The 16,001-nt window shown below is 35.5% G+C and carries 15 protein-coding genes; 8 read left to right on the plus strand and 7 right to left on the minus strand.

Annotation, left to right across the window (positions count from 1 at the left end; genetic code table 11):
- Positions 1-2: 2 nt before the first annotated feature.
- Entirely contained in the window at positions 3-1,313 is a 1,311-nt protein-coding gene (locus EZJ43_RS02565) for a M16 family metallopeptidase (RefSeq protein WP_133261087.1), read from the minus strand.
- A 260-nt stretch (positions 1,314-1,573) separates the two neighbouring features.
- Complete coding sequence (gene pgi / locus EZJ43_RS02570) at positions 1,574-3,220, minus strand: glucose-6-phosphate isomerase (RefSeq protein WP_133261088.1); 1,647 nt, start codon at positions 3,218-3,220, stop codon at positions 1,574-1,576.
- 156 nt (positions 3,221-3,376) lie between these two features.
- Here pgi and EZJ43_RS02575 point away from each other — a divergent pair, with 156 nt between their 5' ends.
- Entirely contained in the window at positions 3,377-3,886 is a 510-nt protein-coding gene (locus EZJ43_RS02575) for a DUF937 domain-containing protein (RefSeq protein ID WP_133261089.1), read from the plus strand.
- A gap of 87 nt (positions 3,887-3,973) precedes the next feature.
- On the opposite strand, the gene EZJ43_RS02580 is transcribed toward EZJ43_RS02575, so the two are convergent.
- The gene (locus EZJ43_RS02580) at positions 3,974-4,855 is read right to left on the minus strand and encodes a hypothetical protein (RefSeq protein ID WP_133261090.1); all 882 of its coding nucleotides are present in this window, start codon (positions 4,853-4,855) and stop codon (positions 3,974-3,976) included.
- 58 nt (positions 4,856-4,913) lie between these two features.
- Positions 4,914-5,249 carry a hypothetical protein gene (locus EZJ43_RS02585; RefSeq protein ID WP_133261091.1) on the minus strand — a complete coding sequence of 112 codons (336 nt, stop codon included), beginning with the start codon at positions 5,247-5,249 and terminating at the stop codon, positions 4,914-4,916.
- A 238-nt stretch (positions 5,250-5,487) separates the two neighbouring features.
- Between EZJ43_RS02585 and prfB the strand changes: the two genes are divergently transcribed.
- Both prfB and EZJ43_RS02595 read left to right on the plus strand, forming a co-directional pair.
- Positions 5,488-6,562, plus strand: a protein-coding gene (prfB, locus tag EZJ43_RS02590; RefSeq protein ID WP_133261092.1) for a peptide chain release factor 2 whose coding sequence is annotated in 2 segments (ribosomal slippage) — positions 5,488-5,547 and positions 5,549-6,562 — 1,074 coding nt in all. Because the reading frame shifts where the segments join, the coding sequence is not laid out codon by codon here.
- A 10-nt stretch (positions 6,563-6,572) separates the two neighbouring features.
- A complete protein-coding gene (locus tag EZJ43_RS02595; protein ID WP_133261093.1) occupies positions 6,573-7,484 on the plus strand; it encodes an alpha/beta hydrolase in 912 nt (303 codons plus the stop codon).
- Between the two features lie 15 nt (positions 7,485-7,499).
- On the opposite strand, the gene EZJ43_RS02600 is transcribed toward EZJ43_RS02595, so the two are convergent.
- Positions 7,500-8,363: a transglutaminase-like domain-containing protein gene (locus EZJ43_RS02600; RefSeq protein WP_133261094.1), complete on the minus strand. Its 864-nt coding sequence runs from the start codon at positions 8,361-8,363 to the stop codon at positions 7,500-7,502.
- 44 nt (positions 8,364-8,407) lie between these two features.
- Between EZJ43_RS02600 and EZJ43_RS02605 the strand changes: the two genes are divergently transcribed.
- From EZJ43_RS02605 to EZJ43_RS02615, 3 genes are all read left to right on the plus strand, one after another.
- A complete protein-coding gene (locus tag EZJ43_RS02605) occupies positions 8,408-9,190 on the plus strand; it encodes an O-methyltransferase (protein ID WP_133261095.1) in 783 nt (260 codons plus the stop codon).
- Positions 9,191-9,195: 5 nt separating this feature from the next.
- Complete coding sequence (locus tag EZJ43_RS02610) at positions 9,196-9,855, plus strand: DUF1345 domain-containing protein (RefSeq protein ID WP_133261096.1); 660 nt, start codon at positions 9,196-9,198, stop codon at positions 9,853-9,855.
- A 411-nt stretch (positions 9,856-10,266) separates the two neighbouring features.
- Positions 10,267-10,617 (plus strand): BlaI/MecI/CopY family transcriptional regulator, encoded by a 351-nt coding sequence (locus EZJ43_RS02615; protein WP_133261097.1) that lies wholly within the window; start codon positions 10,267-10,269, stop codon positions 10,615-10,617.
- Positions 10,618-10,744: 127 nt separating this feature from the next.
- On the opposite strand, the gene EZJ43_RS02620 is transcribed toward EZJ43_RS02615, so the two are convergent.
- Entirely contained in the window at positions 10,745-11,953 is a 1,209-nt protein-coding gene (locus EZJ43_RS02620; RefSeq protein WP_133261098.1) for an ATP-binding protein, read from the minus strand.
- A 110-nt stretch (positions 11,954-12,063) separates the two neighbouring features.
- On the minus strand, positions 12,064-13,191 hold the full coding sequence (locus EZJ43_RS02625) for a BamA/TamA family outer membrane protein (protein ID WP_133261099.1): 1,128 nt from the start codon (positions 13,189-13,191) through the stop codon (positions 12,064-12,066).
- Between the two features lie 248 nt (positions 13,192-13,439).
- Between EZJ43_RS02625 and EZJ43_RS02630 the strand changes: the two genes are divergently transcribed.
- Both EZJ43_RS02630 and EZJ43_RS02635 read left to right on the plus strand, forming a co-directional pair.
- Complete coding sequence (locus EZJ43_RS02630) at positions 13,440-14,420, plus strand: deoxyhypusine synthase family protein (RefSeq protein WP_133261100.1); 981 nt, start codon at positions 13,440-13,442, stop codon at positions 14,418-14,420.
- Positions 14,421-14,675: 255 nt separating this feature from the next.
- Positions 14,676-15,971, plus strand: a complete 1,296-nt coding sequence (locus EZJ43_RS02635; RefSeq protein WP_133261101.1) for a c-type cytochrome — start codon at positions 14,676-14,678, stop codon at positions 15,969-15,971.
- Positions 15,972-16,001: the final 30 nt, after the last annotated feature.

Below are 16,001 nucleotides of genomic sequence, written 5' to 3' on the forward strand. Positions count from 1 at the left end.
TGTTATTTCTTTGGTAAATAATACAATACAACTCGTTGGTTTTTATTGAGGTATTTTTTAGCAACATCTCTAATTTCCTCTCGAGTGATAGATTTTATTACGTTTAATTCCTCGTTAATATCGTTAGTATTTTTATTGTGAAAGGTATAGCCATTAGCTAAATTTTCTGCCACGCCCAACATTTTGCTGTTCGCACTTACATATTCGTTTTCGAATTTATTTTGCAGTTTTTTATAGTCGCTTTCGCTAATTAATTCAGTTTGTAAACGCGCTACTTCAATATCAATATCTTTCAATAAATCGTTTAACGGCGTGTTTTTATTTGGGAGTGCTAGGGTTATGTAAGCGCCATAATCTTCTAATGAGTAATTAAAGGCCAACACTTGTAAAGCTGTTTTCTTTTCATCCACCATTTTAGTGCTTAATCTAGAACTTCCTCCGCCAGATAAAATAGAACTAATCATACCCAATACTTTACTTTCTCGTGTTTTCATTCCTGGTACACGATAAGCGGCCATAATTGCCGGAATTTGAATATTTGAATCGTACGCGGTATCGATAATTTCTTTCGTAATTGCTGGTAAAACGTATTGTGTTTTAACCACAGGTGCACCTTTTGGTACATCGTTAAAATAGTTTTTAACTAAATCTTTTGTTTTTTCTAAATCTAAATCACCGGCTACAACCAATACAGCATTATTGGGTACGTAGAATTTTTTAAAGAAAGATACAAATTCGCCTAATTTTGCCGAATCTAAATTAGCCATAGAACCAATTGGTTGCCAACGGTACGGGTGCCCAGCAAATAAGTGCTTAAAGATATTTTCTGAAAATTTACCATAAGGAGAATTGTCAATACGGAGGCGCTTTTCCTCTTTTACAACTTCGTTTTGTGTTTTTACACCAACTTCGTTAATAATTGGATGCATCATGCGCTCGCTTTCCAACCATAAGCCAAGTTCTAATTGGTTAGAAGGGAAAAGTTCATAATAAAAAGTACGGTCTTGACTAGTATTGGCATTGTTTTGTCCGCCATTACTGCTTACCAATTTCATAAATTCCCCTCTTTTAATGTTTTCCGTTCCTTCAAATAAAAGGTGTTCGAAAAAGTGGGCAAAACCCGTTCTTGTACTGTCTTCATCTTTTGAGCCAACATGGTACATTACGGAAACCGCAACTACGGGCGCAGTTTTATCTTGATGAAGAACAACGTGCAATCCGTTATCTAAATCAAATTCTGTAAACTGCACTTTCTGTGCAGATACATGAACAGCCATAGCCGAGAAAGCTAAGGCAAAAAGAATTTTTTTCATTAATAATTGTTTAATGGCTTTTGGGGAAGAATCCTTATCGGCCAGTTGTAAATAAAAAGTTAGTTTATCGCAAACGGATAATACGCTCAAGCTGTGTTTAAATGTTTAGCCTAAATTTATTTTGATTGGCGATGTATTTAGCTAAAACGAAATTAAAATTTTTTTAACGAAAATTGGTATGTTAAGGAGCGAAATAAATTACTTAAACGAAAAAATCCGTGAGGTGGAGCGCTCACGGATTTTTCAGTAATTTATTACGCTTATCTCCAAGCTTTGTATTGGTTTATTAAACCATTTGTCGAACTATCGTGACTTGACACTTCTGAATTATTTTCCAGTTCTGGCAGAATTTTTTTCGCCAGCTGTTTTCCAAGCTCTACGCCCCATTGGTCGAAGCTAAAAATGTTCCATATTATGCCTTGAACAAATATTTTATGTTCGTATATAGCTATTAAACTGCCTAAACTATATGGCGTAATTTTCTTTAAAAGGATGGAGTTTGTAGGTCGGTTACCTTCAAAAACCTTAAATGGTGCAAGTTCTTCTATTTTAGTTTCGGTATCGCCTGCATCTTTAAGTTCTTCGCTCACCTCTTCTTCGGTTTTTCCATTCATTAATGCCTCCGTTTGCGCAAAAAAGTTCGATAGTAAAATAGCGTGGTGTTCGCCAAGTGGGTTTAAACTTTGTGCTGGCGCGATAAAATCTGCGGGGATAATTCGCGTACCTTGATGGATAAGCTGATAGAATGCATGTTGGCCGTTTGTGCCTGGCTCGCCCCAAATAATTGGGCCGGTTTCATAATCAACTTCATTGCCATTTCTATCTACGTGTTTACCATTGCTTTCCATATCGCCCTGTTGAAAATATGCCGAAAAGCGATGCATATATTGATCGTAAGGTAAAATAACTTGCGTTTCTGCGTTATAGAAATTGATATACCAAATGCCCAATAAACCTAAAATTACCGGTAAATTGCTTTCAAATTCGGTGTTTTTAAAGTGATTATCAGTTGCGTGCGCACCTTTTAGCAACTCCTTGAAATTATCAAAGCCAATACTCAGCGAAATTGATAATCCGATGGCGCTCCACAAAGAATAACGGCCACCAACCCAATCCCAAAACTCGAACATATTTTCGGTATCAATACCAAAAGCAGCTACATCTTTCTCATTTGTAGAGAGCGCAACGAAATGTTTAGCAATCTCGTTTTCTGCGCCACCTTCGTGCAAAAACCAAGTGCGAGCAGAGTGCGCATTTGTCATGGTTTCTTGCGTGGTAAATGTTTTCGAGGCCACTAAAAATAAAGTAGTCTCCGCATTTAGTCCCGCTAATGTTTCAACAATGTGCGTACCATCAATATTGGATACAAAATGAAGGTTTAAATGATTTTTATAATGTTTTAAAGCTTCAGTAACCATAACAGGGCCCAAATCTGAACCTCCAATTCCAATATTTACAATATCGGTTATGGCTTTACCAGTGTAACCTTTCCATTGGCCGCTGATAACATTGGCACTAAACTTTTCCATTTTAGCCAGTACCGCATTTATTTCTGGCATAATGTCTTTACCATCTACTAAAATGGGTGTATTGCTCACATTACGTAAGGCGATGTGAAGCACGGCTCTATCTTCAGTTTCGTTTATTTTTTCGCCGCTGTACATTGCTTTTATCGCATCATCGAGCTTACATTCACGAGCCAATTGCATTAACAATGCCATTGTTTCGTCGTTAATTCTATTTTTGCTGTAATCCAATAAAATATCCTCAAAAAAAACTGAGAATTTAGCGAACCGCTCCTTGTCGGCTGCAAAAAGATCCTTAATATCTTTTTTGTTAATATCTATAAAATGATCTGCCAAATATTTGTATGCGGCAGTTTCGGTAAAGTTTATTTTAGGCAACATATTTTTTTTGTTTTTGTAAATGTAGTAAAGCAAAAATTAAATTCACTTTTTTAACAATCAAAATTGATAACAGTTTTTCTTCTCAAAAATTCCTTGTAACTTTAATTATCAAATCCTTAGGTTTTTCATCCCAATTAATTAAATATTAAAAAAAGAATGTTAGAAAATTTAAATGAATTGGTGCGCGAAAACGTGCAAGATGCTGTTGTAAATAATAGCGAAGTTCCAAACGAACAAAATGAAGCGGCAATTGGTGCGGCGTCTTCATCAATTTTTGATGCTTTAAAAGATCAAGTTTCTTCGGGTAATATTAGCGGTTTAGCCGATATTTTTAATGGAGGAAGTACTGATGGCTCGGCAGTGGTTCAAAATGCATCAAGTTCGTTTACCGAAAAATTAAGCGGTATGGGTATAAACGCAGCAACTGCGAAAACCATTGCTGCAAGTGTTATCCCGATGATTATTAGTAAATTAACACAAAAAACAGCAGATCCTAACGACAGTTCGTTTAACATTACCGATATTTTAGGTAAGCTTGGCGGCGGTGCAGATGGTAAATTTGATGTAAGCGATGTTATTGGAATGTTTGGTGGTGGTCAAAGTGCCGATCCAAATGCGCAAAACGCTGGTGGCGGTCTTTTGGATAAATTAAAAGGAATGTTCTAAATTAAACTACGTTACAATTTTTTTATTTAAGTTGTAAAAAGTATTTTGATAATAATTGGGCACGGAAATATTTTTTCGTGCCCAATTCTATTTAAATTTAAAATCTATGCCAACGGATGCATAAAAAACACCTTTTAAATTTTCAGTATTCGTTTTGGTAGTATTTTTAGTTTTGTCTAAATAAGAAACAGTGCTTGTAGTGGTGGTTGTTATCGGGTGTACAGGTATAGCAAAAACTGGATCCAAGAAAAACGACCAACTTTTGTTTGCCCAAGTTATTGGTGCATCTATTTCATAATCAAGTATAGCGAAGCCAGTATTATTGGCAACCGTATAATTGGTAATAGCAATTAATTTTCTTTTTCCTGTTTTTTTGCGGTAATCTGTGTAAAAGTTTTGTGTGCCTGCGTTAACCATAAATTGAGGCACTATTGATAAATGTTCGGCTTTATCTAGTGCAAACCAATGCGAAACACTCAATGCCGTGGTATAATCTGTTTTGGAAGCAAAAGCCAATCCGGCACTTAGATTAAAAGTTAAAAAACCGGGATCGTAAATTATTTCTGCATCTAAATCGGCTAGTACTGCGGATCGGATTGATGTACTATTTTTATTGTAAAATGATTTGTTTAAATCTACTGTTAGTGCCCATTCGTCGCTTAAATCATGATCGTAACCCAAATCGACTGCAAAATTATCGAATTTAGATGTGTTTGTTTGGAAGCTTTCGCTAACATTGATGTTTAAACCATTTTTTAAATAATAAGCGAACGATGCTGTAAGATAAGGCACTTTAACAGAATCTGTTCTACCTTGGTAAACATTATTAGTGAGAAAGTTTAAGGATGCTTTGAAATAAGGTGTTTTTTTTGAGGAAATATCGGTTTCAGTACTGTCGGTTTGAGCACTAACAAATTTGCTGCAAAAAAATAGCAAGCAAATAATAGGTAGGTAGATATTTAATTTCATAAGGCGTGTAAAAATAGCCACCAACTTTTATATTATGCTGGTGGCTACTGGTTAAAAATTATGCTCTTTTACGGGCATTGTGTTTTTTGTGATAAATCTCTTTGCTAAATTTTGATTGATCTTTGGCCAAAACCCTTCTTTCTGCCTTGTCAACTTTTCCATCGGCTTTAGCCACTTTAACTTCATTTTTAAGGCCTTTATTATCTTCTCGTAAATCTTTTGCTTCTGCCTTTGTAAGCTCACCCGTTTTAACGCCTTCCTTTATGCGTTTTCTATCACTTTTTTCTGCTTTCCAGCCTGCTTTTGCGGTTGCAGGTGTTGCAGGTGTAGTTTGTGCCATCGCGCCAAACGTAATCCCACCCATTAAAAATAATCCTAATAATTTCTTTTTCATGATAAATTTTGGTTTTAAATTGAATTGCCGGCAATTTCAAACTTGTAATTTTGTAGAATAGAGTGCTTGCACATTCAATGGTTTAATGCGATGTAAAAAAAAAGTTACAACTCCATTTAGGATCGGATACTATAGAAATTTTTAGATGGGACTGAGTTTCGTTGAACATGATGCGCTTAGTACAACCAAAAAATCAACCAAATAAAAAACGAATACACTAAAACCTTATCTTTGCCTCATGACCAAAGAACAAATACAGGATTTAAGGGACAGAATAACGTCGCTGAGGAGGCATCTTTGACGTTGATGAACTACTTTACGCCATAAGGGAAGAGGAAAAACTAACCATGGCGCCCGATTTTTGGGATGACCCGAAAAAAGCAGAGAAAATTTTAGCAGAAATTAGTGCCAAGAAAAAATGGACTGATGGTTTTGGGAAAGCAAATAGCGGTGTTGAAGATCTTTCGGTTTTGATGGATTTTTTTCAATCTGGCGATGCCACCGAGGAAGAATTGCAAGAACAATTTGATGTTAGTAAGGATGCGGTTGCAGATTTGGAGCTTAAAAATATGCTTCGCACGAAAGAAGATCAGCTCTCTGCAGTGGTGCAAATTACGGCAGGTGCAGGTGGAACAGAAAGTTGTGATTGGGCCTACATGCTGATGCGTATGTACATGATGTGGGGCGAAAAAAACGGCTATAAAATTACCGAGCAAGATAGTCAAGAGGGTGAAGTTGCGGGTATAAAAACGGTAACGTTACAGTTTGATGGCGATTTTTCTTACGGCTATTTAAAGGGCGAAAATGGTGTTCATCGTTTGGTACGCATTTCTCCGTTTGATTCCAATGCCCGCCGACATACGTCTTTTGCATCCGTTTATGTATATCCTTTAGTTGATGAAACGATAGAGATTTATATCAATCCGGCTGATGTGGAGTTTGAGACTTTTAGAGCCGGTGGCGCTGGTGGACAAAATGTAAACAAAGTTGAAACCGCTGTTCGTTTACACCATAAGCCATCGGGAATTATTATTAAAAATCAAGAATCTCGTTCGCAGTTGCAGAATAAGGAAAACGCACTTCGTTTGTTAAAATCGCAATTGTATGAAATTGAGCAACGTAAGCGCAACGAAGAAACTGCCGCCATTGAGGGCAAAAAAATGAAAATAGAATGGGGTTCGCAAATTAGAAGTTACGTGCTTGATGATAGGCGTGTGAAAGATCATCGAACGAATTATCAAACATCAAATCCGCAAGCGGTGCTTGATGGAAATATAGATGAATTTTTAAAAGCATATTTAATGGAGTTTTAAATTTGTAATTATGATCAAGTCATTTCTTGTAACAGCATTTTGTATGGGAATTATTAATGTAAATGCTCAAAAAATCATTCCAATTTATCCAGCGGAAATTCCTGGTGCAAAACCAACGCCTGCAACTTATGTAGAAACTACGGTAACTAGAGCAAATGGTACGTTGAGTGTAACGAAGGTGTCTATTCCAACACTTACTGTTTTTAAAGCGCCAAAAGAAAAAGCGAATGGTACGGCGGTTATAATTTGTCCGGGTGGTGGTTACAGCAGTTTAGCTTTTAGTCACGAAGGTTTGGATGTTGCCAAGCGTTTTAACGAAATTGGTATAACTGCATTTGTATTAAAATATCGTTTACCTAACGATGAAATTATGGTTGATAAAACCTACGGACCGTTACAGGATGCGCAACAAGCCATTTATCTGATCAGAAAACACGCTAAGAAATACGGAATTAAAAAGAATAAAATTGGGATATTAGGCTTCTCTGCAGGTGGTCATTTGGTTGCTACTTTATTAACTCATTATGGAGATTTAAAAATTGCGGACGAAGAAAAAATTAGTTTACGTCCTGATTTCGGCGTATTGCTTTATCCAGTAGTTAGTTTTAAAGAATTTGTGCATGAAGGCACAATGGATAATCTTTTAGGTAAAACACCAAGCGATGAAATGAAAACCTATTTTTCTGCAAATAGAAATGTAACTAAAAATACCCCTCCAGTGTTTTTCGTACATGCTAAAGATGATAAAACTGTACCTGTAGAAAATAGTATTTTAATGAACGAAGCACTTAAAAGATACGGCGTTGACACAGATATTTATCTTTATGAAGCTGGCGGACATGGTTTTGGGCTTAAAAACAAAACCAGTGATGTAGATTGGTTTGGTTTGATGGCAACTTGGTTAATGAAGAATAAGTTTTAAATTATAGATTAATGATCAATCATCAGCAATAACATCCTGCAACTCATTTAGTTCTTTTACTTTTTCAGTTGCCCCTGCATTTTCATAAGCAGAAATTAAATTGCGGAGTACTCTCCTAATTACATCAGTATTTGTGCAAGGCTTATAATATTCGGGCATGGCTTGTAAGTTAAGCTGTCGTAAAAACTGATCAACGTCGTGTTTCCCAAAAATATTTCCGCGGTTAAAAGCATTGATGTAAAATAAAACGCCATTTTCGTTGCCATCTTGTTTACTTTCATCAACATAACCTAAAATAAAATGCTGTGGCAAATTGATGCCGTAAACAGGCAAATCTAGCTTTTGCGCAAGGGTAGAGTAAATTATCGCCAAAGAAATTTGATTCCCTTTTTTACTTTCTAAAACTTGGCTCAAATAAGAATTTTGTGGGTCGAGGTGGTTTTTGGTATTTCCTCCGAAACCATATTGATTGTACAAAACATGATTAATGAGCTTTACTTTTTCTAAAGAACTCATCTCTTGTTGCATACCTAGCCAAATTTCCCGCTTAATATCTTCCAACTGAATGATGATTTTTTGTTCATCTAAATCAGGATATTGATATCTATTAATAATCAATGCGCCTTGCATTAAATCAAAAGCACCACTCAAATACCAAAGTTTTAAGTCTTCTTTAACATTTTGAAATTGTATTTGGTGTACAATATTTTCTATACGTTCTTGCAATAAGCTGTCGAAAGACTGCTCCCACGCATTTTCAAGAAATTGAATCACTTCGCCACCATATTCAAACAGCCTTTGTTTTACATGGCGATAAACCTCTTCATCGGGATCATCTAACAATTTTACTAAAGCATTTATTTCAGCGTTATTTTCCATAAAATGTACATCAATTAAGGTGATTAAACTACTTTTGTTTTATTATGTTATTACAATTCGCTATAGATTATTTAAAACATCGTTTTACAGCTAAAACCCGCCACGGAACGCATTCGCCATTTGTGTATAAGTTAGCCGACGAAGTAATTTACGATTTTAATGATAAAAAAGAATATAAAAAAATCGAGAATCAGCGAAAAAAACTTTACAATGACGATTCCGTTATTGCGATTACTGATCTTGGTGCAGGATCTCACCTCAATAAAAATAAAACGAAAAAGATAAGTGCAATTGCAAAAAATGCATTGAAATCTCCTCGATTGGCACAATTGATTTATCGTTTTGCAAAAAGTACATCACCGAAAACCTGTCTCGAATTAGGTACTTGTTTAGGTATAACAACAGCGTATTTATCTCTTTCTGCTCCCGATGGAGATATTATTACAATAGAAGGTTGTCCTGAAACGGCAAAAGTTGCCTACCAAAATTTTAAAGATTTGGAGTTGGATAATATCGAACTTCATGTAGGTAATTTCGATGAAATATTTCCGCAGGTGCTACAAGATCAAAAAGAACTCGACTTCGTTTACATTGATGGAAATCATCGCAAAGATGCTACGCTGAATTATTTTAAACTTTGTTTACCTAAAGTTACAGAAAATACATTGCTTATTTTTGATGATATTTACTGGAGCAAAGGCATGAAAGAAGCTTGGAATAAAATAAAAAACCATCCTGATGTTACCATTACAATCGATTTATTTTGGATTGGCTTGGTTTTTTTTAAAAAAGGACAGGTTAAAGAACACTTTAAGCTTAAAATTTGATTATAATGAACCTAAAACCAAAAAGCCTATTAAAATTCTCGGCTTTGCACATCTTATTGTTAAGTGTAATTACGGGCGTAATGGCATATTTAGCTTCGCTGTTAATTAATATGGCTACGCTAACGCACATTATGTTCGGTTGGGACGCTTTCTGCTTAACGTTAATCTGTCTGCATTGGTATTTGTTTTTCCATACTTCTATTGCACAAATTCATGCTAAAGCACAGGTTCAAGATGAAACTAAAAGTGAAATATTCGCAGTAGTCGTTATCTCTACATTTGCAGGTTTATTGGTTGTAATTCTACTTTTAATCAATAAGAATATTCAACCAGCCGATTTAATCATCGCAATTTCTGGTATGTTTTTATCTTGGTTTTTAGTTCATACTACATTTACGATGCGTTATGCGCATTTGTATTATGGCGATGCAGGCAAAAAAAGCAGTAAAGGAGGGGGATTAAACTTCCCCGGTGATGAAGATCCTGATTTTATTGATTTTGCTTACTTTTCGTTCGTAATCGGGATGACTTTTCAAGTATCTGACGTCGACATATCTTCTCGACGAATAAGAAGGCTTAACCTAGTGCATAGTTTAATCTCTTTTATTTTTAATACCGTAATTGTGGCGCTCACGATAAATGCACTGGCAGGGTTGAGTAAATAGGTCATTACTCGCAGTATTTCTTAAGGCTACCGTCATTCCCGTGAGAACGGGAATCTTAATGCGAAAGAAAAGCCTGTTTATTGCTTTAAGATTCCCACCTACGTGGGAAAGACGCAAGATGTAACCGTCATTTGGCGCCACACGACTAGGTGACCGCCTAAGGCTGTTTCTCCAAGCACCATGAAAAATGGTGACTTTCCGCATCCATCGGGTTTAAAAACAAAGTAAACTATTGAAACTGCTCATTTGAGCAACTTATTCTTGTTTATTACGCCAATCTATATCGATTGTTTACCTTGTAAAATAATTAATTAATTGACTATCAGTAATTTGTGATTTATGGACTGTTTTTTAAGTTGTATAACGTAAATGTACGTTGTGAAACTGAAAAATAAGTTATGCATTTGGTTTATGGGAGAATTAACAAAAACTGAGGAGCGGATAATGCAAGTTTTATGGAAACTTAATAAAGCTTTTGTTAAAGATATTATCGATGCTTTGGATGAAGAGACAAAGCCACCTTACAATACCATTTCATCAATAGTTAGGTTATTGGAAAAGAAAGGTTACGTCAACTACAATGCTTACGGAAAAACCTACGAATATTTTCCTGCCATAAGCAAAGAGCAGTATGCAAAAACTACTTTTTCTAAGTTGTTTACTGGCTATTTTGATAGTTCTCCCGCAAGCCTTTTATCGTTTCTGGTAAAGGAAGAAAAGCTAAGTGCAAAGGATATAGAAAATGTTTCTAGCAGTAAATAGCTGTAAATTATTGAAAATCAATCGAGTAAAATAGCATTATATTTAGAGTTTAGTTTAAAAGTCCTTCTGCCAAGTCAATATTCGACTTGGCATTTTTTCTTTGTTGGGTTATTAGCATTATAGTTTCTCAACTTACAATAAACTCATTAGCTGGTATAACATTAATTATTTTTCCATCTTTATTAAAAATTTCTTTTTGATTAAAGCTTATTATTTTGGCTTCTTTTAAATCGAAAAAATCCATTGCTTCGGTAAGTCCAGCTATTTCTCTTTCCATATTCTCTGCGTTTAGTTCATAACAAACTTGCAAAAGTTCTACAACTTTACCCTTTTGCATAACCACAAAATCACATTCTTTTTTCTCTGCGAAGTAATAAATTTCGCTATAGTTTGTCCTTAAGTATAGGTAAACTAAGTTTTCTAAACGCCTACCATTTTCATCAGAAAAAACGATAGAGTTTTCGGTAAAAAGGCCTAAATCTATCGTGTAAACCTTTTTCGGATTACGGATTTGGGTTTTTATTGAATAACTAAATTTGGATACAAATTGTATAACGTAAGTGTTTTCAAGGTAAGAAAAGTACTCTAAAATGGTGGTGGTAGATTTGATGCCAAATACTTCTTTTAACTTGTTGCCCGAAACTGGCTTCCCTATATTCGATATTAGATAAGTTGCTAGTTTTTTTAAAGTAGATACGTCTCTCACATTATACCTAACAGCAATATCTCTATTTAAAATATCATCTAAAAGTTGGTTAAGTATCATGCCATCACCAGTTTTTAAATATTCTGGAAAACCACCCTGCTTTAGGTAGAGTTGTAAGCTATCTGCCGTGTTTTCGAGGGTTTTAAATGCTAAAAATTCTTGGTAAGAAAACGGAAATAATTCTGTAGATAAATGCCTGCCAGTAAGTTTTGTGCCCAACTCTGTACTCAATAGCGTAGCGTTAGAGCCCGTAATTACAACTTTGTAATCATCATCCAATAACTGCCTAACAAATAGTTCCCAATTTGGCATCAATTGTATTTCATCAAAAAATAAAGTTGTGATGCTTCTGGCTTTTATTTCCGCAATAAGTCTAACAAAATCATCATTTTCAAAATTGACCAAACGCGTATCTTCAAAATTTAGAAAAAGTACATGACTTAGGTTTTCATTTAAAAGCTGATAAAGTAGTGTGGTCTTTCCGCACCTTCTTACGCCTGTTATAATCAATGCAAAGTTAATTACTAGCTTTAATTTTGCTAATTTCTCTCTCTTTTGTCCAAGTTTTTTATTTGTAAAGGTTAAATACTGAGCATCCAATATCTCTGCTAATTGGCTTTGTAATATCATATATTTTTATACTGATACCACAAATGTAATACTTTTATTTTAAATGGAAGATATTATTCATTGCTAATGAAATATATTGTTCTTTAATAATGAAAGATGTGTTTTTGTTTTTAAAAAGCTTCAGCTATACTGATGTAAAACCCACTTTGTCGTTTTTCATTTACTTTCTTCTCGCCAATACCATAATCTAAACGTACACTTATTCCTTTCTCCGGATCGAAGAAATACCTTAAACCAGCACCATAATTTGGTTTAAAAGTTTTTGCAGAAAAATCATCAACTCCCCAAACTGTTCCTGTGCCACCAAATGCAGTAGCGCCAAATCTACTACTTAAGCGATACCTTAATTCAGCTTGAAAAGCGAGTAAATGCTTATCTCTATATCTACCGCCGTAATAGCCACGCATCATCTCATCATTACCCATTTGTGGGAGTAAGTAAACGGGTGTGTTTTTCCCTATAACCGAGTTATATAAACCTTGCACACCAAATGCAAATTGTGCATTTAGCTTCCAAAAATTACGGGTATCAATTTTAAATTGACTACCAGTAAAATCACTTGATTTAAAAATTGATGGCGCGTATTGGTAAGTTCCTCTAATAAAAAATCCTTTGGTGGTGTAATTATTATTATTTCGGCTATCGTAACTTTGCGAAATGCCCAAATATAAAACGCTTCCGGTATTGTTGTTGTAATATTGATTTTTACTAAAAATACCGTCGGCTACCAAATCGGTATATTTATAATTTTCAAAACCTAAAGAAAAACCCGTGTAAGCGTTCGGCAATAATTGCTTTTCGGTTTGTAATAAAACCTTAAATTGTTGCTGCACCAGTTTGTCTTCATCTTTTTCGTGGGTATTGTTTCCGATACCGTAGAAGTTAAAAGGTAGTTTTTTGAAGCGAAATTCACCTTGGTAATGCAATTTATTTCCTTTGCCCCAAACATCAATAAACGAACTTAAATTATACGCTTTTTTAGTAGAGTAATTAAGGTTTAAAGTAACAGATGATGGACGGTTTGTAGTGTCTAGCCGATCAGCATAGAAACCTAAAATAGCACCAACTCCAAATTGAAGGCCAGTTTCTTGTGCATATCCAAAAGAGGGGATGGGTAAAAAACTTGCTTTGCGTAAGGTATCTTTTTCGTTTGATAACAACTTTTTAATTAGCTTCATTTGGGCAGCGCCTGATAGAGAAATAAGTATTAAAAAAACAAGTGCGCATAATTTTTTCATAGTGCAAAGAAAAGGATTTTTGCTTTATAGTTGTATAGGCTTTAGGTTTTGCGTTAAGGATTGAAGTGAAAATCCTTTTTGTACTTTTTCAGTACAAAAAGATTGCCTGCCTGCGGTAGGCAGGTAACGTAAAGCCCGCCCGAACGCCCAAATAATTCAATTATATCGTTCCTTATCGAATTTGCTAGCCGAACAATTTTTCTATTGCGCAAATAATGGTATTTTTGCCACAAATTATACAATAAAGCATGAGCAATACTAGAGGACCAATATCTCAATTTATGGAGCGTAATTACCTCCATTTTAATGCAGCAGCGATGATGGATGCAGCTAAAGGTTACGAAACACATTTAGATGAAGGCGGAAAAATGATGATTACCCTTGCTGGGGCAATGAGTACCGCCGAGTTAGGGATTTCATTAGCAGAAATGATTCGTCAAGATAAAGTTTCTATCATTTCTTGTACAGGTGCAAATTTAGAAGAAGACATTATGAATTTGGTTGCACATTCTCACTACAAGCGTGTGCCAAATTACCGCGATTTGAGTCCGCAGGATGAATGGGATTTATTAGAAAACCATTACAATCGTGTTACCGATACCTGTATTCCTGAAGAGGAGGCTTTTCGCCGTTTACAAAAACACATACAGAAAATATGGATGGATGCCGAAGCTGCGGGCGAACGCTATTTTCCGCATGAGTTTATGTATAAAATGCTTTTGAGTGGAGATTTGGAACAGTATTATGAAATTGATCCGAAAAATTCTTGGATGCTTGCAGCTGCAGAAAAGAATTTGCCAATTGTTGTGCCAGGATGGGAAGACTCTACAATGGGTAATATTTTTGCATCTTATGTGATGAAAAAAGAATTAACCGCGACTACAGTTAAGGGCGGTATTGAATATATGGGCTGGTTGGCAGATTGGTACATTGCAAACAGTGCTGGTAAAGGGATTGGTTTTTTCCAAATTGGCGGCGGTATTGCCGGCGATTTTCCAATTTGTGTAGTACCAATGCTATATCAGGATATGGAAATGGAAAACATTCCGTTCTGGAGTTACTTCTGTCAGATATCAGATTCTACAACTTCGTATGGCTCATACTCTGGCGCGGTGCCAAATGAGAAAATTACTTGGGGTAAATTGGATATTAACACGCCAAAGTTTATTGTAGAAAGTGATGCTACAATTGTTGCTCCGCTAATGTTTGCGTGGATTTTAAAACAATAAATGATTTTCACTTAAAATAAAAGTCTAAAAAAAAATATCAGCATAAAAGTAGAATTCCCTTGTTGGTGTCATAATGTAGGTTTTTGTGACTTTAAACACATTTGTTTAGAATGATTATAAATTGTAATTGAAGTCACTATTTTGTCAGCGGATTTATTAATAAGTTATACTTTTGTTAACGTTTTGGTGGAAGGACTAAGGTTTAACCATCAATTAATGATATAAAGTAATTTAAATAAGTATAAAGTGTTCATTATGAGAGATATCTCGATGATTTTAAAAAGTGTTCGGAATTCGTTATTCCTTTTTACAGCAATTTCTGTATTGGCGGTTTCTACCGTTAGTGCGCAGGATGCTAAAGAAGGTAGAACGCTTTTCAAGGCTAAATGTTCATCATGCCACGCATTGGATGCAAAATTGATTGGTCCGGCATTAACTGGCGTGAGCGATCGTCACCCTGAGGCCTTCCTATTAAAATGGATTCCAAATTCGCAAGGGCTGGTTGCTTCAGGAGATCCTGCGGCTGTTAAACTTTACAACGAGAATGGTAAAATTGCCATGACTTCGTTTCCTGAATTGGACGAAGGAAAGGTTAAAAGTATTTTAGCATACATCAAAGAAGGCGAGCCTAAACCAGTTGCTGCTGCCGGCGGAGCTGCGCCTGTACAAGATGATACCGTTTCTGGTTTATCTATAGCTGGTATTATTGGTATCATTTTAGTTGCCATCGTAATATTAGTTATTTTGGCTCGTGCTGGTAAATTGTTAGAGCGTTTAATCTTACAAAAACAAGGTATAGAAACAGAAGATGATATGCCACTTAGCGTGGGTGTTCGTAAAATGTTCCGCAACAAGAAATTTGTATTGTTCTTTGTTTTATGTATTGCAATTGCTTTAGGTTCTTGGGGATGGATGGGCATGTGGAATACAGGTGTACACACAGGTTACCAACCTGTTCAGCCGATTAAGTTTTCACACGAGCTTCATGCTGGTATAAACCAAATCGATTGTCAATATTGCCACAATGGTGCTTTCAAATCGAAAAATGCTACAATTCCATCATTAAATGTTTGTATGAATTGCCATAAAGCAGTTCAGGCAAGAGATAAATATGATGGTCAAATTTCTCCAGAAATTCAAAAGATTTACAATGCATTGGGTTACGATCCTGAAACTCAGAAATACGATCCAAATCAGCAAAAGCCAATGGAGTGGGTGCGTGTGCACAACTTGCCAGATTTTGCCTACTTTAATCACTCGCAACACGTTGTTGTAGCTGCAGATGCGATTCGTAAGGCTAAAGGCTTGCAGCCAAACGAACCAGTTTGTTATGCTTGTCATGGTCCGGTTAATACAATGGAAGAAATTTATCAATATTCTCCGCTAACCATGAAATGGTGTATCAACTGCCATAAAGAAACTGATATCTCAGGACAGAAAGACAATGCTTTCTACACTAAAGTGATTGAAGCACACGAGAAAATCAAAAAAGGAGAAAAAATTACCCCAGCTTTATTGGGTGGTTTAGAGTGTGGTAAGTGCCACTATTAATAGATTAGAATTTTTTAAGAACGTTCGATA

Origin of the sequence: Pedobacter changchengzhani (assembly GCF_004354365.1) — a bacterium.
Taxonomy (GTDB): domain Bacteria; phylum Bacteroidota; class Bacteroidia; order Sphingobacteriales; family Sphingobacteriaceae; genus Pedobacter; species Pedobacter changchengzhani.